Genomic DNA, 24,771 nt, shown 5'->3' on the forward strand with positions numbered 1-24,771 from the left:
CCTAATTATTTTTTCATCTGCGAACAACAAAAAGCTTATAGAAAAAACATCATCGTTTTCTCTACAAGCTTTTCATCTTACAGAATAATGGCCGCCAGCCAGCCGAACAGAACAAGCGGAATATTATAATAGATAAAAGTCGGGACACAAGTTCCCCAAATGTGGTGATGCTGTCCATCCATATTCAATCCAGATGTTGGTCCAAGCGTACTGTCACTTGCAGGTGAACCTGCATCTCCAACAGCCGCAGCAGAGCCAATAATGGCAATGGTAGCCATTGGACTAAAACCTAAGTGTAAGCAAAGTGGAACAAAAATGGTTGTAATAATTGGAATCGTTGCAAATGATGATCCGATCCCCATTGTCACAACCAGGCCAACGAGCAGCATTAAAATCGCTGCAAGGCTGTGGCTGTTGCCAATATATTGGGAAGATGCTTTGACAAGAGCTTCAATGTCTCCTGTTTTTGTTAAAACATTGGCAAATCCAGCGGCAACAAGCATGACAAAACCGATAAATGCCATCATATTCATTCCAGATGTAATCAGTTCATCTGCTTCATCGCGTTTCATCATTCCAGTCACAAACAAGACAAGCAGTCCTGAGAGTGCACCGAAGATCATTCCTTCCACACCAAGGCTTTGCGATAAATAAAGCTGGACAATCAACGAAACGAGAATAGCAAGACCGGCAAAGAATAAGCTTTTTTTCGTATAAGCCGATTTTTCTACATCTGTAATTTCACGATCCTCATATACTTTCGGCTTTCGATACACAAAAATGGAAACGATCAATCCAAGAACCATACCCGCAACAGGAATCAGCATCGCATACGGAATATCTGCAAGGTCTACGGTCAGACCCGCTTCCTTCATATTGTCACGAAGCATTCCGTGGAAAATCTGTCCAAAACCGACTGGAAGTAATATATATGGTGCAGTGAGTCCGAAGGTCATGACACACGCTAGCAGTCTGCGGTCAATTTGAAGCTCGTTAAACACCTTTAATAACGGCGGAATGAGGACTGGGATAAAGGCAATATGAACAGGAACGACGTTCTGTGAAAAACAAGATACGATCAAAATGACAAGAACGATGAGCACTTTTGATAGTGTTTTCCGTCTTGAATCGCCTTCTTTTCCTAAAAGCTTCACTGCTCCTTCAACCATGGCATCTGGAAGACCTGTTTTCGTCAGTGCCGCAGCAAATGCCCCTAATAACGCATAACTAATCGCCACTGTTGCATTTCCTCCGAGTCCGTCCGTAAAGGCGTCCACTGTTCCTCCCAAGCCTAATCCACCTGCAAGTCCGCCAGCTAAAGCGCCTATTGCCAGCGCAATCACGACATTGACCCGCAGCAAGCTTAATATCAACATTAAAACAACCGCTAAAACAACTGCATTCATGGTGAAACCCCCGAAATCCTTTAGTTTACTAATGTAGTAGATAATTAAAGTACCAACGTATGTTACCATAGAAAAAAAACTTCGTCAAATGGCGTATGTCCTACATAAAAAAGCTCTGTCACTTGGCAGAGCCCAGCGTGTAGACAAACCCTCGCATTCTTTGTCAGTCCTGCGTGCTGGTGCTCACGAATGTCAAATTCGCTCCGCTCCAGTACTCGTCCTTCCTAGACTTCAAAGGTTTTCTATCACGCTGAAAAGAAAAAGACAAAGAGCTAAAATAAAGTTCATTTTAGCTCTTTGTCAACAATCTGAAGCCCTGCCACTCGGCAGAGCCTTCCCCTTTATTTTGTTCCTTCAAATCGTTCCACAAATGTTGCGAGTGATCTCACCATTACTCCTGTTGCCCCTGTTGGTCCAAAGCATGAAGGTTTTTCTGTTGTTGCAGTTCCTGCAATATCTAAATGAACCCAAGGCGTATCTTCTGCGAATTCTCCAATGAAAGCACCTGCCATAATCGCATGACCATCACGGCCTGGTGAGTTATTGAGATCCGCCATTTTGCTGTTTCGTACTCGTTTCTTATCTTTTTCCGTGATGGGCAGCTGCCAGATCATTTCACCGCATTCTTCTGATGCTTCTTTAAACTGAGCGTACAGCTCATCGTTATTGGTCATCGCGCCTGTTGTCTCATTTCCAAGCGCCACAATGACACCGCCTGTTAATGTGGCCACATCTACAAGGACAGAGGCACCGTGCTGCTTCGCATATGTCACCCCATCTGCTAAAACAAGACGGCCTTCTGCATCCGTATTAAGCACTTCGATTGTTTTACCGCTTAGTGACACGATGACATCATCCGGCTTCATAGCGTCTGCTGAAATCATATTATCGGTTGAGGCAATGACCGCAATGACATTTTGCTCTGGACGAAGTTCGCCGATGATTTCCATTGCGCCTAAAACAGAGGCTGAGCCGCCCATATCTGTTTTCATGCCAACCATACTCGCTCTTGGCTTTAAAGAATAGCCGCCGGTATCATACGTGATGCCTTTACCGACAAGACCGATGACGTCTGTCCATTCTTCCTTGCCTTGATATTTCAATACGATGAGTTTTGGCGGTTCTGTTGAGCCTCTATTGACGGCTAAAATACCGCCCATTCCGAGCTCTTCCATTTGTTCTTTATCTAAGATTTCAATCTCAAATTCGTATTTATATGCAAGCTCTGCCGCATACGAAGCCAGATCAGAGGATGTGAGCATATTCGGCGGCATATTCACAAGGGTACGGGCCGAATTGACTGACTGTCCGTACACTTCGCCGACTTTCAAACTCGCCTGAATTTCAGCTGTATCATGATCCGTCGTAGCATAAACAAACTCGATGAAGCGATCCGGTTCATTTGTTTTATGTTTAAAATCCTGTAATTCATATGTAGCTAAAAGGCAGCTTTCAGAAAGGGCATGGGCCGCATCTTGAGCAGGCAGATCCTTTCCAATAAACGTATCCAGCAAGACAGAAACCGCTTGCTTTTTATCTTGATGAAGCTTTTTGAATAAATGGGCAAACACTTCTTTTGCCTCTTCAAACGTGTAATCTGATTCCTTCCCAAGCCCGACAAAATAAATGCGTTTGATGCCTGTTTCAGGGGATGGGAAAAACTTCGTAAGCTGATTTCGTTTGGAAGAAATGTCGCCTTCTTTTAATAATTCAGTGATTCTTCCTTCAAGTAATTCATCCATTTCTTTTGCTTTTCCTGATAATTGGCTCTTTTGAAAAAGTCCGATCGCCAGTGTATCTTTATGCTGCAATTCATTTGTCGAGAAAAACATATTTATCACACGCTCCTTAATGAACTCCATTTTTCACATTGGAACTTCTATTATATCAAAATTTGCGTGCCTATACGATCATTGCCAGTCTGTCTTTACTTGATGAACATTTATATTTTCACACGCGGAAGGGCATCATGAAAAAGCGGCGAAAACCTGTGCAGCCTGTCCTTGTTCTCCTCGTTCCACATCTACTTTCTTTAATGTTATAATGAACATGGACTTGGCAGCATTTTTTACTGCTATCATTTTTTCATCATACTAGGATTTTTAGTCCATCATTTCGCACGATATTTTTTCTTAAAGAGAGGATGTTTCTTGTTCATGAGCGTACTGACGAATTTTCCGCTGCTTGCCAGCCTTGCAGCCATCTTTTTTGCTCAATTTGTAAAAGTACCGATTCAATTTATCATTTCTAGACGACTAGATTGGTCGCTCATTACAAGCACAGGCGGAATGCCAAGTTCACACTCCGCAGCAGTAACAGCACTCTCAACAGCAGTGGCTTTAGAGCACGGGCTAGATACATCTATCTTTGCCATTTCCGCCATCTTTGCCATTATTACGATGTTTGATGCGACAGGCGTTCGCAGACAGGCAGGAGAACAGGCGACTGTTCTCAACAAGCTCGTAACAGATTTTAACCGATTTGTTTCCGAAGCAAAGAATTTCCCGAATGCGGAAGAAAAAGAAAAGCAAAAGAAATTAAAAGAGCTTCTTGGTCATAAGCCGATTGAAGTCTTCTTCGGCGGCTTAACAGGGATCTTGCTGACACTCATCTTAGATTATTACTTCATGTAGAAGCGAAAAAGCTTTGGACCTTAAACGGCCCAAAGCTTTTTTATTCTTTATTGGCTTGAAACTGCTGACGGAATACTTGCATCGATTCTGCTTCATTAAGCTGATTTAAGTCTTTTTCCGTTAACGTCCCTTCACCCTTTTTGATGATATACACATCGAGCACTTTTTTACCCCATTCTCTATACACATCATCAACGGTTTCATAGTATAAATCAAGCTTATGACCTTTAATGGCTTTCCCGGTATCTGCAACCACACCGTAGCCATAGTTTGGGATAAACAGCACCGTTCCAATTGGAAAAACAGATGGATCGGCTGCCACTGTTGAGTATAAATCACGTTTCACTTTGACGCCTGAATATGTAATGCCATATGCATGATGTTCCTTCGTTTTGCCTGTTGATTCCACACCTGCTGTATAGCCGGTTGCAACAACTTTCTGTTTCGGGTAATCGTTCCAATTAAACGCTTCTTCGAGAGAAACAGCCCGCGAATCTTCACTTTTGAGTGCGATCGTTTCCCTTTTTTGCTGCTGAAAAAAAGAAGATACTTGCTTGCCCGCATCGGTCTCTTTCACCCATACAGCTAAATCACTTGGTTCGACTCCAGATATGCCCGTAAAGCTTGTCAAAAGTGCAAGCATGAATAGGGCGGTCATGAACAATCGTTTCATCCATGTTTTCATCTCTATTTGTCACTCCTCTACCCATCTATTTGTTTCCAAACAAAATGGAAACTATGCAAAGGAGAAACAAAAAAACCCACTTGCGTGTCCACAAGTGAGTTAAAACATTTGATACCCTCTTTTTCGTAGTGCATTAATGACAAAACCTGATGTGATTGCACCGATCAGGCCGCTTAATAAGATGATGATATCTGCCGCAGCGAGTGAGACGATCCGGTCTCCTATTCCTGAAAAAGCGGTGCCAGGCTCTCTTACATAAGCGATCATCTTTTGATTGTTGATAATGAAAAGGCATACAATTGGATATAAAATAGCCATAATCCATGACATTCTCAGCAGCATATTGAGCAAAAAGCCAATGCCGAAGAATAACACGAAAAATAAAATAACTGAAATGATAACGACTGGTAAACTGATCACTTCATCTCCACCCCCAAATATCCCATCATTAGTTTAACTTGGAAATAGAGATGAAGTCAATCAATGGAAAAAGCAGATCGATTAACGCTTCTTTCCTGTCCCTTTACATTCCTCACACGTTTCAGATCCGCCGAGCAATAGCTGAAAATACCCTTTTCCTGAACAATATTGACAGATTGATGTTTTTTCCTTTGTTTGTGCATTCATATTGCTCACTCCTTAATCTAAATTTTCTGATAATTCATCATAACATATTTTACTGCCAATGACCAAGTGAGAAAATATACCACAACTTATAAAAAAACGTGTATCACGAGGATACACGTTTTTGTCTATGATGGTTTAGAAGAACTTGAATTTTCCTTTTTTCAGAACAAGTCCTGGTCCGCCAACCATGAATAAAGAACGGTTGTCGATGATTTTCTTCATTGCAGAAGCTTTTGTTCCTTGAAGTTTTTTACCAAACGCAACACCTACAGCGTCGTGTTCACCAAGAGAAGCAACTGTTCCTTTGATGTCTGGCTTAAAGCTTTCAAGAGAACCGCCTTTTACTAGTGCTGCAAGGTTTTTCGCTACTGTTTCACCTTGCTGCATAGCGATTTGTGCAGTTGGTGGGTATGGACGGTTGATTTCTTCATTGATAATCAATGAACAGTCACCAATGATGAAGACATCATCATTTTCTGGTACACGAAGATCTGGAGAAACTTTTACGCGGCCGCGCATGTTTTCAAAACCAGCTTCTTCAACGATTGGGTTACCGCGTACACCTGCAGCCCAAACAACAGTTGCAGCTTTGATTTCTTCTGTATCATCGTCTTTTCCAACAATGATCCCCTCAGGCGTACATTCTTTGATCGCTGTACCGATTTTGAACTCAACACCTTTACCTTGAAGGTAGTTCATCGCATAGTCGATCAATTCTGGATCGAATCCAGGAAGAGCTGTTGGCGCAGCTTCTACACAGATGATACGCACGTCTTTTTGATCAATGTCATACTCTTTGCAAAGCTCAGGCACACGGTTTCCAAGCTCACCAAGGAACTCAATACCTGTGAATCCTGCGCCGCCGACAACGATCGTCAATCGCTCTGGACGTTTTTCAGCATCCGTATTATACGTTGCAAATTGAAGCTCAATGTGCTCACGAAGCTGACGAGCAGAGTTAATGTTAGAGATTGAGAATGCGTATTCTTTCAGTCCTGCAATACCAAATGTTTCAGGAACAGCACCAAGTGCAACAACAAGGTAGTCATAAGAAAGTTCGCCATCTGATGTCACAACTTTCTTTGCTTCCTTATCAATGCTTTCAACTGTTGCTTGTACAAAGTTGACACGGGAACTGTTAATCACATCTTTGATTTGATAACGACAGCGGTCATGATGAAGTGTACCTGCACTTGCTTCATGAAGCCATGTTGTTTCGTAATGATAATTATGCTTGTTCACAAGAGTAATGTCCGCATCATTTGTGCCAAGCTGTTTTGTTAATCTTGTTACAGTCATTAATCCGCCATAACCTGCACCTAATACAACGATTTTCGGTTTATTCACTGGAATCACATCCACCTTTTTTAAATTTGCTGTAAAACGGATAAAGAATTACATATCGTTATTCTCAACCGCTTTGCGGCATTTTATGAAATTTAAACAAAAAAATAAGTATGTGAAAATCTGAACTTTCACCTACATAAAACGAAAGCATTTGACCGTATCCGACAAAAATTCATAAAAAATTAATATTTAGTTCCCTTAACAATAATAGCGAGTTCTGCTCCAATTTTCAAGGCTTTAAACTGAAAATCCTTATGATAAACGGTCTTTCTCACTTTTTCCTCCTTTTCAAAGCTTCAGCATCAAAAAACGACAAGTTTTTCAAAACAAGTCAAACGACGATATGTGGTATGATATGATATAGTGATAACAATTTTCATTTGGGAGGATTAAAGGAATGCAAGAAGATTCTAAGGTATATGACATTACCGTTATCGGGGGCGGCCCAGTTGGATTGTTTACTGCGTTTTACGGAGGCATGAGACAGGCAAGTGTGAAAATCATTGAAAGCCTTCCTCAGCTCGGCGGTCAACTATCCGCTCTTTACCCTGAAAAATATATTTATGATGTGGCTGGATTTCCAAAAATCCGCGCACAAGAATTAGTTGATAACTTAAAGGAACAAATGGATAAATTTGATCAAACCATTTGCTTAGAGCAGGCAGTTGAAACGGTTGAAAAGCAGGCAGATGGGATCTTTAAACTTGTGACAAATCAAGAGATTCATTATTCTAAAACAATTATCATCACAGCTGGTAACGGTGCATTCCAACCGAGAAAGCTTGAGCTAGATGCAGCAGAATCATTTGAAGGAAGCAACCTGCATTACTTCATTAATGACTTGAACCAATTTGCCGGCAGACGTGTGGCCGTTCTTGGCGGCGGAGACTCTGCGGTGGACTGGGCACTTATGCTTGAACCAATCGCAAAAGAAGTATCCATTATTCACCGCCGCGATAAATTCCGCGCGCATGAGCACAGTGTAGAAAACCTGCACAACTCGAAAGTCAATGTACTGACACCATTTGTACCAACTGAGCTCATTGGTGAAGACCGCATTGAACAAATCGTGCTCGAAGAAGTCAAAGGCGACAAAAAACAAGTGCTTGATGTGGACGACGTGATCGTCAACTTCGGTTTTGTTTCCTCCCTTGGACCAATCAAACAATGGGGTCTTGAAATCGAAAAGAACTCCATCGTGGTGAAATCTACAATGGAAACAAACATTGAAGGCTTCTATGCGGCAGGAGACATCTGTACGTATGAAGGAAAAGTCAAATTGATTGCAAGCGGATTTGGTGAAGCACCAACTGCTGTCAACAATGCGAAAGCTTACATGGACCCGAAAGCCCGTGTACAGCCTCTCCATTCCACAAGCTTATTTGAAAACAAATAAGAACGGATCAAAAAAGGAGTTCCCACTCGCGGAACTCCTTTTTCGTTTATTTAAAAATCCCAATATAGGCATTTGCCATTCCAAGTACCATTGCAGCAAGCAGCACCACAACAATCCCTGCCACAACCAAAATCACCCGATCCTTCACACGTTCCTTTTTCGGAAGCGGCTTCTCAATCCCGCAAGACGGACACGTTTTGGAACGATACGGAATCAGTTCATGACAGTTCCTGCAATTGATTTGTTCACTCAAACCTCAGCAACCTCTTTTCTCACTACAGTTTATGTTTGGTTCTCATGATACTCTTTTCGAGTGGAAATAGCCAGTTGTTCGGGCCAGCTGTAACAAAATTGAGCGATTTGCGAAAAAAAACATAGCTCCTTGAATTCGCTGCTTCAAACAAGATCAACAATGATATAACTTTTTAAAAAGATGATTGACCCTAACGCAACGTCATATTTTATAGTGGATATCAAGAGAGGTGAATTGAAATGAAAGTAAAAGAAGTAGCTGAATTATTTGGTATTAGCATTCGTACACTTCATCATTACGACAAGATTGGTTTATTGACCCCAAGTGAAGTCACAGAAAATCGTTATCGACTTTATTCAGAAGAAAACCTTGAAACATTGCAGCAAATACTATTTTTCAGGGAACTTGGATTTCCATTGAAGGAAATTCACAAAATGATGCACAATCCTTCATTTAACAAGAAAGAAGCATTTATGCTACAAAGAAAAATGTTAATAGAGAAACGAAATAATCTCGATAAAATGATCGGAAATATTGATAAAACGCTACAGCATTTAACGGGAGAAACTCAATACACCTATAAAGAAAGGTTTGAAAATATGAATATGAAATTTAGTCAATATGAAGAAGAAGCTCGTCACCGTTGGGGAAATCAAGCTGTTGATGAAGTCAGCTCAAAACTAAATCATTTGTCTAAAGATGAACAAATTGAATTATCCGATAGCTGGGATAGTATATTTAACAAACTAGCCTCTCTTCGCAGCCATTCCCCTAAATCCAAAGAGGTGCAAATCGTCATCAAACAATGGTACGACTTTTTAAACGAAAACTTCAGTTATTACTCTCTTGATGCTTTTTACGGTTTAGGCCAACTCTATATTCAAGATGAACGTTTCACAAAGAATATAGATCGTTATGGTGAGGGCTTGGCATCATTTATGAGCGAAGCGATGAAAGTCTTTACTACTCTTCATAAAAGAGGGGACAGCTTTGAAAATGATGATTGAGAATACAATCGATTAATACGAAACGTTATTCTCAACCAAACACAATCAAGAGCATTTTTTCCGACACACCATGATGAAACCTTTTGAAAAGATGTGGAAGATGAACAGAGGAAATACTAAGAAACTGCGAGCTTTTTTCTAATTAAATATCTTTATAAAGAGGACGTGCTGAGTGATGAAGTCATGTCCTTTTTTTGCATCTTTAAAAACAACACAAAAAACCTCCTCAAGAAAATGATTAATATGAGGAGGTCTTCATTATACAAATGGTTTTACAGAATGAATCGTTTTAACCCTTAACACTCTTCCGGCGTACCGGTATTCGTTGCTGTTCTGAAAGAAGAACCGCACCCGCATGACGCGATGGCGTTTGGATTGTCAATCGTGAAACCGCCGCCCATGAGTGATTGTTTGAAATCAATGATGGTTCCGTTCATGATATCAAGGCTTTCGGAATCGACAAGGACATTGATGCCGTGCTGTTCGAACTGCGTGTCTTTCTCTGAGACTTCATGGTCAAAGCCCATGCCGTATGAGAGACCGCTGCAGCCGCCGCCTTTTACGCCCACTCGAAGGAACGCATTTTCTTCTTCATGCTCTTTCATCATATCTTTAATCTGCAGTGCAGCAGCTTCTGTAATGGTTACTGGTGTACTCATGATCATCCCTCCTTTTGACTGGATGTTTCTTTTCAATTATAAACGTGATGATGCCTTTTCTCAAATAAATGGTTTAGAGATAAAATGTGCCGTCACAAATCGTTTCAGCAGGTCCTGTCATGAGCACGTGGTCATTGTCTTTCCAGCGAATGATGAGGTCTCCGCCTGCTAAATGAACAGTCATGTCTGTTTCTTTTTTTGCCTGACCATTCATAATTGTGGATACAGCAGCAGCACAGGCCCCAGTTCCGCAGGCCTGGGTAATTCCTGAACCTCTTTCCCACACGCGAAAATGCAGTTCTGTTTCACTGACAACTTCAACAAATTCTACATTGACGCCTTCTGGGAACATGTCGTGTTTTTCGATGATCGGCCCAAGTGTATGAAGCGGCGCTTTTTCAATGTCCTCTAAATAAAAAACGATGTGCGGGTTTCCCATCGAAACGGCCGTTCCATTTAATTTCGCAGTGCCAAAATCAAGTGGCTCATTAACCGTTGTGCTAGCCGGTTCACCAAGCATCGGCATTGCTTCTTTTTCAAAACGTGGTTTTCCCATATCTACTGTGACTAGCTGAACGTGACCATCCTGAGCGTGAACGGTCGCTTCAACGAGTCCTGACAATGTCTCAATCTGGAACGTTGTGTCCGTCACAATTTGATGCTCATACACATACTTTGCAACGCAGCGCAGCCCATTACCACAGTTTTTGCCCTCAGATCCATCATTGTTGAAAATGCGCATCTTCACAGGTGCAACATCTGATGGGCAAATAAGAATCATCCCGTCAGAACCGATTCCTGTATAAACAGAAGAAACGCGGATCGCTATCTCTGATAGCTCCTCTTCTGGAAGCTGTTCCTTCATCTGATTGACGTAAATATAATTATTTCCTAATCCGTGCATTTTCGTGAATTGAAATGATGTCATGAGCTTCCTCCAAAAATGTTGTTTCTTTATAGTATAAAAGGAGTCGATTCAGGAGACAATCTTATCATCCCCCGTTTTTCATACATAGAAGCTCTTTGCTGCCATGGCAAAGGGCTTTTATTATGCATATGCCTCTTTTTCTCTCGTGTGATGCTTCATATTGATGATATTTTATTAGCATAACATATTGGATGCGCTTTCTATTGATTCTCCTTAAAAATGGAAGCTGAAAATGTGAAAAAAATGCACCTCATGACCCATGTGGTGCATTTAAAACATGTCGTTTTCCTCTATAAAAGCATAAATACGCTCGACTAGCTGCTCTGCATTTTCTCCTGAAACAAATTCTCCATTCACAAGTGCAAATGGGGAGTCCATACATTTGCCGCAATAGCTTAAACAGCCGTATTCCATTACGTCTAGGTTTGGGTCTTTTTCAAGCTTCTCTTTTGCTTCTTGAGACCCTTGTGCAAGATTACTTACACAAAATTCGATCAGTGGAAACACTGTGCTTCACCTCACATTGCCTTACCATCCTACCGAAATTCCTTGTATTAGTCAAAATATGAGCTTCGCCTATATCGTTACGCCTATTCCTCATAAAATGTTTTACTATTTAGGACTAACTGATGAATATGTAGGTTATTTTGAAACAATTATTGTGGTTTCACAGTAAATTCGATATAATTTTATTTGGTATTTTAACTTAAAGTTTTTTAGTATAAGTGTTTTTCAATGTCTACGGGGAAAAGGAGAATCGTCATGAAAAATTTAGTCTTGATCGGCGGAGGTTACGGGAATATGCGGGTTCTCCACCGCTTATTGCCAAATCAATTACCTGATGATGTCACTATCACATTAATTGATCGAAATCCTTACCACTGTTTAAAAACAGAATATTATGCACTTGCTGCTGGAACGATCTCTGATCATCACATTCGAGTATCTTTTCCAGAGCATCCGAAGCTGGATATTCAATACGGGGAAGTAGAAAAAATTGATATTGAAAACAAACAGATCTTATTCAGCGACCGTGAACCGATCCCGTATGATGATACGGTGATTGGACTCGGCTGCGAGGACAAGTATCATAATGTCCCTGGTGCGAAAGAACATACATACAGCATTCAAACCATTGATCAGTCAAGACATGCGTATAACAAATTAAACAATTTGAGCGCAGGTGCAACGGTTGGCATCGTCGGTGCTGGACTTAGCGGGGTAGAGCTGGCCAGTGAACTAAGAGAAAGCCGTGCTGATTTAAACATTATTCTTTTTGACCGCGGAGAGCTGATTCTATCAAGCTTCCCAAAAAGATTAAGTTTGTATGTGCAAAAGTGGTTTGAAGAAAATGACGTAAAGATCATTAACTGTGCCAATATTACAAAGGTTGAAGAAGGTCTTGTTTATAACCATGATAACGCGATTGAAGCTGATGTCATCGTCTGGACAGCAGGAATACAGCCAAGCAAAGTGGTGCGAGAGATGGATGTTGAAAAAGACGCACAAGGCCGCGTCGTATTAACTCCTCATCACAATCTCCCTGGGGATGAGCATGTATATGTTGTAGGTGACTGCGCAAGTCTGCCTCATGCCCCAAGTGCACAGCTTGCTGAGGCGCAGGCAGAACAAATTGTCCAATCTCTGCAAAAACGCTGGAAAAATGAGCCGCTTCCTGAGGCTTATCCACAGTTTAAGCTAAAAGGTGTTTTAGGTTCTTTAGGGAAAAAAGCCGGCTTTGGCTTAGTGGCTGATCGTCCACTTGTTGGACGGGTGCCAAGACTCCTGAAATCTGGACTCCTTTGGATGTACAAGCATCACAATGGCTAAAATCATGTGAATTTTTTCTCAAAGCTCCTTCGTGACGAGGGAGCTTTTTTCTATGAAACGGCATGTGCCGATGAGTTGGTCCATTTGATCGGAGCAAGAGCAAGAATGCAGTCTTTACGAAAGGTTCTCATCGTTTTCTTCGATAAACAATACGCTTGGATAAGCTGATCCGTTTGACGGTGTACAATGATTTTTCTCTTTGTGCAGTCTCCATTTTTCTTCATATAAATCATCTCAATCGGTATTTGCTGATGAAGAGATTGTTTTAGTAAATAATTCATGATGCTCACACTCCTTTCATTTCATTATAAACGAACAAACGTTCTTTTTCAACCCGAAAAGGAACACTTGTTCGTTTATATTTCTCAAAAAAAGAACAGCTTATTCACTGCTCTCCTTGTACCCGTACTTCTCCATTTCTTGATAAATGTCTTTTAATTTCGGATTGCCCTCTCCAACGATTTGATCCTCTACTAAAACAAGCGGATAAAAGAATTCATCATCAAGAATTCGTTCAGACAATTCCTTTTGTTGTTCATTTTCTGGCGGGTGCTCAATATCAATATATGTGATGCGAAATGGCTGATTCGGATATTTTCGTTTTAATGCTGCATCTAACCATTCAAACGTATCTTTTGAAGAAGGCAGATTCACGCAGCTAGCGCACAAGACATCTCTTCCATATACATAAAGATCGACGGTTTTGTTCATTTGACAAGCCCCCTATTCTTTCTTCATTTTAGCTGAATTTTATGGATGAAAAAAGTCAAAATCACTTTTTGTTTCAAGATGAGATTGTGCTATAATGAGAAGGAAACTTTGAAACCAATCAATAGATTTTTATCGTCCAGATGAATATAATGGTGATATGTTGTGAAAGGAGCGATTATATCTAATGACTGAAGTCGAAATGAAAGACCAAGTACAGGAAGTACTGGACAAACTTCGTCCATTTCTATTACGTGATGGTGGAGACTGTGAGCTTGTAGACATTGAAGATGGCATTGTAAAATTACGTCTTCTTGGTGCATGCGGCAGCTGCCCAAGTTCAACCATTACATTGAAAGCCGGTATTGAGCGCGCATTATTAGAAGAAGTGCCTGGCGTTGTAGAAGTTGAACAGGTTTTCTAATTCATATATGACATGAAAACGACCCGATTTGGGTCGTTTTTTTCATGATTGAAAAAGGCTTTAGCCCTTTGTCTTCTTTTCTGCGTGATATGAAAACCCTTGAAGTCTAGGAAGGACGAGTACTGGTGCGGAGCGAATTTTCTATTCGTGAGCACCGCACGCAGGACTGACACCGAATGCGAGGGTTTGTCAGCACGCTGAAGCGGCCCGATTTGGGTCGTTTTTTATTAGGCTAGCTTTTCTCTAAACCATTCCTTTATAAAAGTCAGTCTTTGAATACGCTGCCCCGGGTGGCCGCTTCTGGATAAATCATGAGATGCCTTCGGGAATTTGACCAATCTTGTGTCTTTCCCAAGCTCCTTCAATGCCACAAAAAGCTGCTCTGCTTGATCAACTGGGCAGCGATAATCTTCATCACTGTGCAAGATGAGCAGCGGCGTGTTCACCTGCTTCACATATTTTAATGGCGAACGATCCCATAGCTTATCGACAGAATCATAAATATCCCCATCAATCTGCCACCTTGTAAAGAAATAACCGATATCACTGATGCCATAAAAGCTAATCCAGTTTGAAATGGAACGCTGTGTGACAGCTGCACGGAAGCGGTCGGTTTGACCAACAATCCAGTTGGTCATAAAACCGCCATAGCTGCCGCCTGTCACGCCAAGCCTTGTTTCATCAAGGAAATCATAGGCTTTGAGCACATGATCAACAGCCTGCATGACATCGTCATAATCAACGTCACCATAGTTTCCTCTCACACGGTCAGTAAACATCTGTCCATACCCATGACTGCCATGCGGGTTGATATACACGATGGCGTAGCCTTCAGAAGCGAGCATTTGAAATTCATGAAAATACGTATAACCATACATGGCATGCGGTCCGCCATGAACCTCTAGAATGAGCGGATATTTCTTTCCCTCTTCCATCTTGGAAGGCTTCATAAACCAGCCATGCACCTCGTCTCCATCTTTTGACTGAAAAGAAAATGGTTCAGGTTCCGATACGATATGCTCCTTTAGAAAATCATGATGCTCGAATGTGATTTGCTTTAGTTCTGTCTCCCCTAATGTCATCTCATACAGCTCACTTGGTGAGACAGGTGAAAGCCGGCTGAGCAGCAATTTGGATTCATTTGGATGAAGGCTGAAATTGGTGATATGTTCCGCCTCTAGTCGAACAGGATAGGCTAAACCTTCAATAGAGAAATAATAAATTCCTGTACTGCCTTGATCAGAAACAAGCGCATAAAACCCTTGGCTGTCCTTTGTCCACTGCGGAAGCTGATAGACCTCTCCCATCACGCTATCTCCTGCCATACAGTTCCCAACATACATATCCAGCATTTCTGACAGTTGAACCGTCTTTTCTTCCTTCAGATCATACAGCCATAGTGATGGGAAGGTGGCATTTTGAAATTCGCGCTCATGTCCAATATACAAAAGACTCTCTCCATTTGGAGAAAAAGATACGGTGGAATAAGCGCCGTTTGCTTGTGTGATCTTTTTTGTCTGACCATCTTCTAATGACAGAAGACACACGTCACTTATGTAAGGTATCTGTGGATTTAATTGAATAAAGGCAAGCCATTTGCCGCAAGGAGAAATCGTATGATTCATATGATGAACCTGCTCGCTCGTGACAGGCTCTATCTCTCCTGAATCGATATCTACCTTCACGATCTGCGTGACACGCCCATCTAAAAAGCCTCTTCCATCTGCTTTATAGGTCAAATCATCATATACCGCTGGAGCAAAGTCATCTTGCTCTTCCTTTTTTTCATCATGAACAGATTCTGATTGTTTCAATGACACAGCCGCATAAAGAAAAGCACCATCTGGAGAAAAGACAGGATGAGATACTCCGTAAGGAATCGTCGTTAAGGTTCGCACGCCGCCTCCTTCGCTCTTCATGAGCGCCAGCTGAGGGACTTCCTTTGGCTTTTGTAAAATAAAAGCAAGCTGCCTGCCGTCTTTTGACCAAACTGGCTGATGATGCTTTCCATCCTCAAATGTCCATTGTGCCAGCTCCTCTGTCTCTTCATCTCGAACCCATAAGTGGATGTTGTAATCGTCTTTTTTCTCATTCACAGTGACTTTTGTAAAAACTGCCTTTTTTCCATCTGGTGAATAAACCGGATGGGAAACAGAAACAATCTTCGTTAAATCTTCTGCCGTCATCAATTTCTTCATGAACGTATCTCCCCCTTTTATGCTTAAAAAATAGTTCGATCCTCTAAATAATAATCCCTGCTTCTTCCCATAAAAACAAGCATAAAAAAGAACGTGCAGATTCACAGCACGTTCTTTACTTGATTAACAGGATGATGCTGCACGACAACACCTTCTACTGGCACCGTCAGTAAATCAACTTCGCAATGCGGGAAATTTTGGGCTAGCTGCTCTTTCAGCGCTTCTCCCTTCCCTTTTTCCACTAAGGTGAGGATCGTCGGTCCAGCACCGCTCAAAGCCGTTCCATACGCTCCTTTGAGCGAAGCGACATGCTCTACCTTCGACAGCTCTGGCACGAGCATTGTGCGGTAAGGCTGATGAAATAAATCCTTATTCATCATTTCTCCCACAAGCGGCCAGTTTTGCGTCATTAAGGCGGCTACAAGGACGTTGCTCACAGCACTCGCACTGACAGCATGTTTATAGGAGAAATCCTCTGGCAGGACATCACGGGCATCCTTTGTGAGCACTTCATAAAAAGGAATCACCACGACGACATCTACATCCACATGCTGCACTTTAACGGCATGTGTTTTGTCTTCTTCATGGAGACCAATCAGTAAACCACCAAATAAAGAGGCACCCGCATTATCTGGATGACCTTCTACCTCACTTGCATAAAAGAGCTTCTGATCATCTGTCATGTTTAATTCAAGAAGCTGATTGGCGAGTTCAATGGCGGCCACGATGGCAGCAGCACTGCTGCCAAGCCCCCGTGCCAACGGAATGTCACTCCACACTTTGACATGAACAGGCGGGAGTGTTTTTCCAAAGTCATCTGCGACCTTTTTGGCTGTTTGATAAATCAGGTTGTCGGTGCCTGATGGAATCCCAGACACGACATCTGTTTCTGCTTCAAACAGCCAGCTATCATGGTCATAGACCGATAGCTTTAAATAGCGGCTGAGCGCCATTCCAACTGAATCAAAGCCTGGTCCTAAATTGGCAGTGCTTCCCGGTACTGTGATTGAAAAAAGCATGGAGGCTTCACTCATACGCGTGCGGCCTTTTCTAAGTGTTCAAGAATTTGATCTTCATCTGCATCGAGAGTGACCGGCTTGATTTGTGAAATATCAATAGCCGTATTTGGATCTTTCAGGCCGTTGCCTGTTAGTACCGCAACAACTTTACTGCCTGGCTTGATTTCACCAGATTTCACCTGCTTTAACACGCCGGCAATTGACGCACATGAGCCCGGCTCTGCAAACACACCTTCTTCACGTGCAATCAATTGATACGCATGAAGAATTTCCTCATCTGTTACTTCATCAATCTTTCCATTTGATTCATCTGCGGCTGCCACAGCTTGTTTCCAGCTCGCTGGATTTCCGATACGGATAGCCGTTGCCACTGTTTCTGGCTGCTCAATCACTTCATTTCGAACGATTGCCGCTGCACCTTCTGCTTCAAAACCACGCATGACAGGCAGTCCAGTTCCTTTTTTCTCGTGATATTCCTTGAAGCCTTTCCAGTAGGCCGTGATGTTCCCGGCATTACCAACAGGAATCGCCAGTACGTCCGGGGCAGAGCCTAGCTGCTCACAGATTTCAAATGCTGCTGTCTTTTGTCCTTCAATTCGATAAGGATTGACAGAGTTAACAAGGGCAATCGGTGCTTTTTCACAGATGCTGCGAACGATTTTCAGTGCATCATCAAAGTTACCGTCAATGGCAATGATCTCTGCTCCGTACATGACGGCCTGTGCAAGCTTACCGAAGGCAATTTTCCCGTCTGGAATGATGACAATACATTTCATATCCGCACGGGCTGCATAAGCCGCTGCTGCTGCAGAGGTATTCCCTGTTGAGGCGCACATGATTGTATCGTTGCCTTCTTCTTTAGCCTTTGCAACAGCCATGACCATTCCTCGATCCTTGAAAGAACCTGTTGGATTAACGCCTTCTGTTTTCACATGAAGCTCGATTCCCAGCTTTTCTGAAAGCTTGGCGAGATGGATCAGCGGTGTATTCCCTTCATTTAATGTTAGTTTAGGTGTAGATTCGTTTACTGGTAAGAATTCTTGAAATTCTTCAATGAGTCCATTCCATTTCATCAGCTTAAACCGTTCCCTTCTACTCGGTACGTGCTCTTCACTTGAACCACCACGTCGAGGTCGTTTAATTTTTGCAGGATATTTGAGAAATCTTCTTCTGAAGTCTGATGTGTAATGATCACAATTTCAGCCAGCTCATCATGTCCTTTCACAGGAAGCTGAAGGATCTTTTCAAAGCTGATCCCTCTTTCAGAAAAAATAGATGTAATGCGGGAGAATGCCCCGACTTGATCTCTAACATGAATTCTTAAAAATTGCTGAGCAAATATTTCTGATGAGGATTTGATCTTCTTCTCAAACTGCGGTGCGATAAATCCGCTTCCGTTCACGCCAAGGCGCATGTTTTTCATCACTGCCACTAAGTCTGATACAACAGCTGTTGCTGTCGGCAGACTTCCTGCTCCAGGTCCGTAAAACATCGTTTCTCCTACAGCACTTCCGTAGACATACACCGCATTAAATTCATTGTTGACGGATGATAATGGATGATGATCAGGAAGTAAGGTTGGCTGAACGCTGACCTCTACTTTCTCTCCGTCCCTCTGTGCAATGCCGATCAGCTTCATTGTATAGCCAAACCGCTTACTGAAATTAATATCCTCATCAGAGATATCAGAAATACCTTTCACCTTTACATCCTCTAAATCTACATTCATAGAAAAGCCGAGTCTTGCAAGAATCGCCATTTTCCTTGCTGCATCCAGTCCTTCTACATCAGCTGTCGGATCTGCTTCTGCAAAGCCTAGATCCTGTGCTTCTTTTAAGACATCCTCATATGCGCTTTTATCGACATTCATTTTCGTTAAAATAAAATTCGTTGTACCGTTCACAATCCCCATCATCTTAGTGATTCGGTCAGAGGCCAGGCCTTCCTCCAGTGTGCGCAGAATCGGAATTCCTCCGGCAACACTTGCTTCATAATAAAGATCGCAGCTATTTTCTTTCGCTACATGTAAAAGCTCCGTACCGTAAAGCGCCATTAAATCTTTATTGGCTGTAATGACATGCTTCTTCTCATTTAACGCATCTATTAAATATTGTTTTGTCTCTTCAATGCCGCCCATCACTTCAATGATGACATCGACCTCTGGATCTCTAATCACATCGTATACTTCAGTTGTGAAGACCTCTCTTGCGACATCCACATCTCTTTTTTTATCGGGATTGCTCACAAGCACTTTTTGTATTAATACCGGACAGCCGATTTGGTGCATTAATTTATCCTGATGGTCTTGGATAATTTTTACGACACCGCTTCCCACTGTTCCTAATCCTAATAGCCCAACTCGAATTGCCTTCACCTGAAATTCCACCTTTCTCCGTAAATGTCCTCTCTAAAAAGACATTTGTTAACCTTACACAGACATTCAATGTACACACATTATAAAGGGGTATCCTCATTTTGACAAGGTAATAAAATAAGAGATTGTCAGAATGAAACCGCTTAACAGCTATTTATATCAAGATTCTATATTTTCAAAATATTTTTGTTAGAAAAGCTCCCGAACACCGGGAAGCCTTATATTATAAACGAACCGGCGTTTTGGCTGGCTCGTCTTGTAAGACAAGCGCAATATTTTCAGCACATAAACGCATCATCGTTTTTCTTGTTTCAACACTAGAACTTCCAATATGAGGAAGGACTGTGACGTTAGGTAATGTCGTTAACGGATGAGACGGGCTGACAGGTTCCTGTCTAAATACATCCAGACCAGCGCCGGCAATTTTTCCTGTTGTGACAGCTTCGTATAAAGCATCCTCATTTACAGTCTGTCCTCTTGATACGTTAATGAAATAAGCAGAGTTCTTCATCAGATCAAATGCTTTTTCATTAAACATGTCTTTCGTTTCCGGGGTTAACGGAGTCAGACAGACGATGAAATCAGACTGCTTGAGCAGTTCCTCAAAAGCCGCATAGGTCACGCCAAGCTGCGCTTCTGCTTCGGGTTTTCTTGAACGATTATGATAAAGGACATTCATATTAAAGCCTTTGGCCCGCTTGGCTAGTGCTGTTCCAATGCTGCCCATTCCGACAATCCCGAGTGTTTTGTGATGAACATCAGCACCGGCAAGAAGAAGTGGCCCCCAGCCTGTCCAGTTTCCATCCTTGATCCAATCACTCGCCTCAACAATGCGTCTAGCTGACGCCATCAGAAGAGCAAAGGCTAAATCCGCCGTCGATTCTGTTAAGACGTCTGGTGTATGACATACGGTGATTCCATGCTTTTTGGCTGCTTCAAGATCAATATTGTCATAGCCAACAGCAAGGTTTGCAACCACCTTGATATTCGGAGCCTTTGATAAAAGCGGCTCATCTATTTGATCTGACAGCATGGTGAGAAGCGCATCCGCTTTAGCAGCTTGTGTTTCTAACTCTTCTCTTGGACACGGCTCATCCTCTCTTGGCCACATCTCAACATGAGCGACTTCTTTTAATGGTGTAAGTGATGCTTCATCCAGTTTTCTTGTGATATAGACGTAAGGTTTCGTCAAGAAGAACACTCCTTTTATCGATTTCTTTAAGCATAACGAAAAACGTCTCAAGAGAAAAGAGACGTTTCGTCTGTTCACTGAAACTTCAAATCAGTTGCAGGCTGAATCCAGCCAATAGCCGGAATGGGGCTCCCGCCGCTTCGCATGGCACTCATTTCTTGAAAGACCTTCAGAAAGTATTCATAACGATTGGCATCATTTAAGACGTAATCTAACCGCTCTTCATAATATGCTTTTTCATTTTCTCCCGACATGTAGTAGCCTTCCACAATTTCAAAATAATGAAGCGGGAACAGCAGGCGGCTGTATAACAAACGCTTTGAAAAGGAGGAAAGAGGTGTCACCTGTTCATATTGCTGAAGAAAGGAAAAGCCCTCTTCAATTAAATCTTCCTTATGCTGTACAAAGGTCTCTCTTAAGTATTCAGCAATATCACGGGTTGGATGATCAAAGACCCAATCCACAGGTAAACGAAGCGGCTGCTCATGCGGCCATGTCATACGTGAAAAGCGCTGATGACAGACAGTGCCTGAGTCACCTTCTTTCGGTTCATCATCAAGTTCAGTATCGACTAAATATTGAATGGCATTCTCCGTTAATCCAAGATAATACGGAAACGATTCAATGAATTTTTGTTCAAACCGTTCCAGCGGTTTTTGATGCATTTGCTGCATCCAAAAGCCTTCGAGCTGATCTAATCGTTTTGCCCATAATTCCTTCCAGGCACCGACACGTTTTGTTTCGGATACTTCATATGGAAATCCTCTTCCCCTGACATGGAAGGATGCCAGCTCTGACGCTTGCTGAAACGAGCGGCTTGAGAGCGGAGGCGCTGCTTTTAATAAAGCATACTGCTCCTTCCCATGAGTAAAGGTGGGTTTCTCTTCATTTGTTAATTCAAACACAGCGACGTATGGGTCTCCAGCATTCAGTAAATACTGACTGATATGATACAACTCCGAGAGTTCTTCTTCTCGCAAATGAGACACAGGAACAATGAGGAAGAGAGCCTCCGCCGTTTGAAAGCTCTGATAACTGCCATATGGCGTAAATTGACGAACATCAATACCAAATGTGTGATAAATGGTTTCTTTCATGTTTTCACCTGCGTTCCTATGATCAATCTCTTATCATATCGTAGTCGCAGGTTGAGGAATTTATGAATACTATTTACTATCCGAAGCTTTTTACACGTCGTGGACAAATTACGAGGATTGGGTGAGGAATACATGCCGCATCATCATGAGATGAACGAAGTAGAAAAAACAGCAAGACGCCGTTTACAAGAACGAGGCGTAACCATTCAAGATATAGCAGACCTTGTCTACTTTTTACAGGAAAAATATCATCCTGGCTTAGACATGACAGAGTGCATCCACAATGTGGAGCGTGTCATCGCAAAACGTGAAGTCCAGAATGCGATATTAACGGGTGTTGAATTAGACGTACTCGCCGAGCAAAAGAAGCTGACTGAGCCGCTTCAATCAATACTTGAAACGGACGAGAGCCTGTATGGCGTTGATGAAATTTTATCCTTTGCTATCGTCAATATTTATGGTTCGATCGGCTTTACGAATTACGGATATATCGATAAAGAAAAACCAGGAATTCTCGGGAAACTCAACGATAAATCCACGGGCGAATGCCACACCTTTTTAGATGACATTGTCGGCGCTATTGCTGCAGCCGCATCAAGCAGGCTGGCACATAGTGCAAGAAATGCGGAATAAAGAAAAAGAGGACGCGCGCGTAACGCTTGTCCTCTTTTTTTATGATAATCGCTCAATCCACTCGGATAATGAATCAATGACATAGGTTGGCTGCTTTTCGTACTTCTGAAGCAGCTCTTTTGTTGTCACACCTGTATGGACGAGTAATGTGTCCATTCCTGCATTCATTCCTGCCATAATATCCGTATCATAGTTATCCCCCACCATGAGCGTCTCAGACACATCTGTCCCAAGTACACGCATCGCTTGTTCCATAATAATGGATTCCGGTTTTCCAATAAATGTCGGCTGAACCGTTGTCGTCACGGTCAGTACAGATGTTAACGAGCCGTTCCCTGGCAAAAGCCCTCTTTCTGTTGGAATGGCAATATCCCCATTTGTTGAGACAAATTGTGCGCCTTGACGGATGGCAATCGCACCTACTGCTAATTTTTCATATGTAATGCCACGATCAATTCCAACAACAACGAAATCAGCGTCTTCCTGACCAAACGTCAGCCCTTTTTCTTCAATCGCCTGCTTGATTCCTTCTTCACCGATCACGTAAACTGACGCATCTTTCTTTTGCTCAGCAATATAATTAGCCGTCGCCATACTTGTTGTAAAAACTTGTTCTTCTGTTGCTGGGATATCAAATGAAACGAGTTTTTCCGCTACCTGCTTTGGCGTACGTGATGAGTTATTCGTGACAAACAAGTAAGGGATGTCCAACTCATTTAACTTTTGAACAAATTGACCTGCTTCTTCGATCTTTTCTGTTCCTTTATACATTGTCCCGTCTAAATCAATTAAATAGCCTTTGTATTTCATGATGCTCACAACTCCAATGGTTTATTTAAACGCTGATACTGGGCCAAGCTCCTGTTCCAAGTAGGTACGGATGCGGCTTGGAAAGACCTCTAGCGCCTGCTCTACTTCGCTGATCACCTGCAATAAGTCATGATGATTTACTTCCTGATATTGCTGCACAAGTGTTTTGCGGGATGAGACAAGCTTTTTCAGCTGACTCCCTTCTCCTTCTGGTACAACCTTTTCATCAACAAGTATATCCATGATGTCATCATAGCTTCCTGGGTCACGCATAATAAAGCCATCAATCATGTCATTTCCGGTATCAAGAATACATTCGACGAGCAAATGAACAATTCGTTCCAGCGCTTTTTTCTCTAGAGGACTTGTCCATGTTTGATGACTCTGCATCAACTCATATTGCTCCTCGAAAAAACGTAATGTCTCTTCAATCTTTTTCCTGTCTACGAAATACATTATGACGCTCCCCTTTGCGTTATTTTCTAATTCGCTTTAAGACAAAATAGGCACAGCCAAAATTACAGTATTCATAAATGTATTCATCGAGTGTGCTGATTTTAGTATCAAATGTGGCCTTTTGGTTTTGGTCATCAAAGAACCCTTTCAGCCTGAGCTGATTATAGCCCCAGTCCCCCACAATATAATCATACTTATTTAAAATATCTGAGTACCTTGCTTTAAACGCTTCTTCATTAAAGCCGTCTTTGATATCTCTTACAAGATCAAAGGTAGCATTCTGAACGACGATCATCTTCTCACCTCTTTTTAAACGATCCATCTTTAATGATAATTCATTGGAAGAACTCCATCAATTGCTAAAGCATGTTTTTTCCGATTTAGCCGAAGCTAAAGGAAAAAGGAGGTCACATTTATGAAGAAACAACTGACTGCCGCGATTCTCCTCAGCATGCTTTTAGGCGGGTGCGGCTTTCAATCAGGTATGAACCGGCAAGTGGATGAAGATTCTTCAAGTAAAACCATCCGTCTGTCGGATCGTCATGAAGGAAATAATTCCAATATGCCAGAAGCAGATACAAACAGAGCAGGATATGTTCGTTACCAGCGCCAGCAAGTAACGGATCAGAAAGAAAGAACCCCTTCTTTAAATCGTGAGCATCTTGCCCACGTGATTACAAGTCTAACGGTGCAGCTGCCAAACATCAAAGATGCAGCCACACTTGTGACAGATGAGGATGCACTCATCGTGTATCGAACAGGAAACAAAAACCGTGATGAATCTGCCGATCAAGTAAAGAAAACGGCAGTTTCTGTTCTCCCTCGTTATTATCATGTATACGTCTCTGATAATCCAGAGCACTTTCAATCCATTGCCAATTTTTCACGTCTTCAAACCAATTCACGTGATTTTGACCAAATTTTAACCAAAACAATTCAGCAAATGAAGTATTCCCCTCAAGGCGGGAACATATCGAATCAAGAAGATGCAAATGGGACGACGAATTCCGACCGTACGATGAGAAGAAACGCCCCTTACGGCCAAAATTAATACGAGAAAAAACGCCAGAGAGCTCTGGCGTTTTCTTT

Annotated in this window: 27 protein-coding genes and 1 pseudogene; 7 read left to right on the plus strand and 21 right to left on the minus strand. The window is 42.1% G+C overall.

Going from position 1 to position 24,771, the window contains the following annotated elements; genetic code table 11:
* Positions 1–77 precede the first annotated feature (77 nt).
* Positions 78–1,406, minus strand: coding sequence for a Na+/H+ antiporter family protein (locus MHI23_RS14885; RefSeq protein WP_041107647.1), 1,329 nt, complete (start codon positions 1,404–1,406; stop codon positions 78–80).
* Positions 1,407–1,747: 341 nt separating this feature from the next.
* Entirely contained in the window at positions 1,748–3,238 is a 1,491-nt protein-coding gene (locus MHI23_RS14890) for a leucyl aminopeptidase (protein WP_076839930.1), read from the minus strand.
* Between the two features lie 324 nt (positions 3,239–3,562).
* On the opposite strand from MHI23_RS14890, the gene MHI23_RS14895 reads away from it, so the two are divergent.
* A complete protein-coding gene (locus MHI23_RS14895) occupies positions 3,563–4,039 on the plus strand; it encodes a divergent PAP2 family protein (protein ID WP_024423347.1) in 477 nt (158 codons plus the stop codon).
* Positions 4,040–4,079: 40 nt separating this feature from the next.
* Here the strand turns inward: MHI23_RS14895 and MHI23_RS14900 are convergent, their stop codons facing one another.
* The 4 genes from MHI23_RS14900 to MHI23_RS14915 form a co-directional block, all read right to left on the minus strand.
* On the minus strand, positions 4,080–4,724 hold the full coding sequence (locus tag MHI23_RS14900) for a 3D domain-containing protein (RefSeq protein WP_163114991.1): 645 nt from the start codon (positions 4,722–4,724) through the stop codon (positions 4,080–4,082).
* Between the two features lie 99 nt (positions 4,725–4,823).
* Complete coding sequence (locus MHI23_RS14905) at positions 4,824–5,144, minus strand: YuiB family protein (RefSeq protein ID WP_024423349.1); 321 nt, start codon at positions 5,142–5,144, stop codon at positions 4,824–4,826.
* Between the two features lie 81 nt (positions 5,145–5,225).
* Positions 5,226–5,351 carry a YuiA family protein gene (locus tag MHI23_RS14910; protein ID WP_157834354.1) on the minus strand — a complete coding sequence of 42 codons (126 nt, stop codon included), beginning with the start codon at positions 5,349–5,351 and terminating at the stop codon, positions 5,226–5,228.
* 135 nt (positions 5,352–5,486) lie between these two features.
* Positions 5,487–6,704, minus strand: a complete 1,218-nt coding sequence (locus MHI23_RS14915; protein WP_024423350.1) for an NAD(P)/FAD-dependent oxidoreductase — start codon at positions 6,702–6,704, stop codon at positions 5,487–5,489.
* A gap of 391 nt (positions 6,705–7,095) precedes the next feature.
* Here MHI23_RS14915 and yumC point away from each other — a divergent pair, with 391 nt between their 5' ends.
* Positions 7,096–8,094, plus strand: a complete 999-nt coding sequence (gene yumC, locus MHI23_RS14920) for a ferredoxin--NADP reductase 2 (protein ID WP_034282604.1) — start codon at positions 7,096–7,098, stop codon at positions 8,092–8,094.
* A gap of 46 nt (positions 8,095–8,140) precedes the next feature.
* Here yumC and MHI23_RS14925 read toward each other — a convergent pair whose 3' ends face one another.
* Positions 8,141–8,347, minus strand: a complete 207-nt coding sequence (locus tag MHI23_RS14925; protein ID WP_024425965.1) for a hypothetical protein — start codon at positions 8,345–8,347, stop codon at positions 8,141–8,143.
* 239 nt (positions 8,348–8,586) lie between these two features.
* Between MHI23_RS14925 and MHI23_RS14930 the strand changes: the two genes are divergently transcribed.
* A complete protein-coding gene (locus MHI23_RS14930) occupies positions 8,587–9,354 on the plus strand; it encodes a MerR family transcriptional regulator (protein WP_342492049.1) in 768 nt (255 codons plus the stop codon).
* A gap of 296 nt (positions 9,355–9,650) precedes the next feature.
* On the opposite strand, the gene MHI23_RS14935 is transcribed toward MHI23_RS14930, so the two are convergent.
* From MHI23_RS14935 to MHI23_RS14945, 3 genes are all read right to left on the minus strand, one after another.
* Positions 9,651–10,013, minus strand: coding sequence for an iron-sulfur cluster assembly accessory protein (locus MHI23_RS14935; protein ID WP_024423354.1), 363 nt, complete (start codon positions 10,011–10,013; stop codon positions 9,651–9,653).
* Positions 10,014–10,086: 73 nt separating this feature from the next.
* Entirely contained in the window at positions 10,087–10,941 is an 855-nt protein-coding gene (dapF, locus tag MHI23_RS14940) for a diaminopimelate epimerase (RefSeq protein WP_176967242.1), read from the minus strand.
* Positions 10,942–11,211: 270 nt separating this feature from the next.
* Positions 11,212–11,448, minus strand: coding sequence for a YuzB family protein (locus MHI23_RS14945; protein ID WP_008346813.1), 237 nt, complete (start codon positions 11,446–11,448; stop codon positions 11,212–11,214).
* Positions 11,449–11,703: 255 nt separating this feature from the next.
* Here MHI23_RS14945 and MHI23_RS14950 point away from each other — a divergent pair, with 255 nt between their 5' ends.
* Positions 11,704–12,771 (plus strand): NAD(P)/FAD-dependent oxidoreductase, encoded by a 1,068-nt coding sequence (locus tag MHI23_RS14950; RefSeq protein ID WP_041107658.1) that lies wholly within the window; start codon positions 11,704–11,706, stop codon positions 12,769–12,771.
* A gap of 50 nt (positions 12,772–12,821) precedes the next feature.
* Here MHI23_RS14950 and MHI23_RS14955 read toward each other — a convergent pair whose 3' ends face one another.
* Positions 12,822–13,052 (minus strand): hypothetical protein, encoded by a 231-nt coding sequence (locus tag MHI23_RS14955; protein ID WP_041107660.1) that lies wholly within the window; start codon positions 13,050–13,052, stop codon positions 12,822–12,824.
* 100 nt (positions 13,053–13,152) lie between these two features.
* Entirely contained in the window at positions 13,153–13,482 is a 330-nt protein-coding gene (locus MHI23_RS14960) for a YuzD family protein (RefSeq protein ID WP_034282615.1), read from the minus strand.
* Positions 13,483–13,603: 121 nt separating this feature from the next.
* Here MHI23_RS14960 and MHI23_RS14965 point away from each other — a divergent pair.
* Positions 13,604–13,903, plus strand: a pseudogene (locus tag MHI23_RS14965) (NifU family protein).
* Positions 13,904–14,130: 227 nt separating this feature from the next.
* On the opposite strand, the gene MHI23_RS14970 reads toward MHI23_RS14965, so the two are convergent.
* The 6 genes from MHI23_RS14970 to yutH form a co-directional block, all read right to left on the minus strand.
* Positions 14,131–16,101, minus strand: coding sequence for a S9 family peptidase (locus MHI23_RS14970; protein ID WP_149126312.1), 1,971 nt, complete (start codon positions 16,099–16,101; stop codon positions 14,131–14,133).
* A 101-nt stretch (positions 16,102–16,202) separates the two neighbouring features.
* On the minus strand, positions 16,203–17,135 hold the full coding sequence (gene thrB / locus MHI23_RS14975; RefSeq protein WP_024423360.1) for a homoserine kinase: 933 nt from the start codon (positions 17,133–17,135) through the stop codon (positions 16,203–16,205).
* Positions 17,132–18,193 carry a threonine synthase gene (thrC, locus tag MHI23_RS14980; protein WP_024423361.1) on the minus strand — a complete coding sequence of 354 codons (1,062 nt, stop codon included), beginning with the start codon at positions 18,191–18,193 and terminating at the stop codon, positions 17,132–17,134. Before thrC ends, thrB begins: the two co-directional genes overlap by 4 nt.
* Positions 18,193–19,494 carry a homoserine dehydrogenase gene (locus MHI23_RS14985; RefSeq protein ID WP_024423362.1) on the minus strand — a complete coding sequence of 434 codons (1,302 nt, stop codon included), beginning with the start codon at positions 19,492–19,494 and terminating at the stop codon, positions 18,193–18,195. The genes thrC and MHI23_RS14985 overlap by 1 nt, the downstream gene beginning before the upstream one ends.
* 223 nt (positions 19,495–19,717) lie before the next feature.
* Positions 19,718–20,686 carry a D-glycerate dehydrogenase gene (locus MHI23_RS14990; protein WP_342492050.1) on the minus strand — a complete coding sequence of 323 codons (969 nt, stop codon included), beginning with the start codon at positions 20,684–20,686 and terminating at the stop codon, positions 19,718–19,720.
* 74 nt (positions 20,687–20,760) lie between these two features.
* A complete protein-coding gene (gene yutH / locus MHI23_RS14995) occupies positions 20,761–21,783 on the minus strand; it encodes a spore coat putative kinase YutH (protein WP_056765874.1) in 1,023 nt (340 codons plus the stop codon).
* A 132-nt stretch (positions 21,784–21,915) separates the two neighbouring features.
* Here yutH and MHI23_RS15000 point away from each other — a divergent pair, with 132 nt between their 5' ends.
* On the plus strand, positions 21,916–22,416 hold the full coding sequence (locus tag MHI23_RS15000) for a phosphatidylglycerophosphatase A (RefSeq protein WP_025094161.1): 501 nt from the start codon (positions 21,916–21,918) through the stop codon (positions 22,414–22,416).
* Positions 22,417–22,455: 39 nt separating this feature from the next.
* Here the strand turns inward: MHI23_RS15000 and MHI23_RS15005 are convergent, their stop codons facing one another.
* Genes MHI23_RS15005 through MHI23_RS15015 form a run of 3 tightly spaced genes read right to left on the minus strand, consistent with a single transcriptional unit; the run spans position 22,456 to position 23,977 of the window.
* Positions 22,456–23,229 (minus strand): TIGR01457 family HAD-type hydrolase, encoded by a 774-nt coding sequence (locus MHI23_RS15005; protein WP_117590494.1) that lies wholly within the window; start codon positions 23,227–23,229, stop codon positions 22,456–22,458.
* An 18-nt stretch (positions 23,230–23,247) separates the two neighbouring features.
* Positions 23,248–23,682: a DUF86 domain-containing protein gene (locus MHI23_RS15010; protein WP_024425977.1), complete on the minus strand. Its 435-nt coding sequence runs from the start codon at positions 23,680–23,682 to the stop codon at positions 23,248–23,250.
* 19 nt (positions 23,683–23,701) lie between these two features.
* A complete protein-coding gene (locus MHI23_RS15015) occupies positions 23,702–23,977 on the minus strand; it encodes a YutD family protein (protein ID WP_024423368.1) in 276 nt (91 codons plus the stop codon).
* Positions 23,978–24,097: 120 nt separating this feature from the next.
* Here MHI23_RS15015 and MHI23_RS15020 point away from each other — a divergent pair, with 120 nt between their 5' ends.
* Positions 24,098–24,733 carry a YhcN/YlaJ family sporulation lipoprotein gene (locus tag MHI23_RS15020; RefSeq protein ID WP_277722837.1) on the plus strand — a complete coding sequence of 212 codons (636 nt, stop codon included), beginning with the start codon at positions 24,098–24,100 and terminating at the stop codon, positions 24,731–24,733.
* Positions 24,734–24,771: the final 38 nt, after the last annotated feature.

This window comes from Bacillus sp. FSL M7-0003, from assembly GCF_038628485.1.
In the GTDB taxonomy this organism is placed as follows: Bacteria; Bacillota; Bacilli; order Bacillales; family Bacillaceae; genus Bacillus; species Bacillus safensis.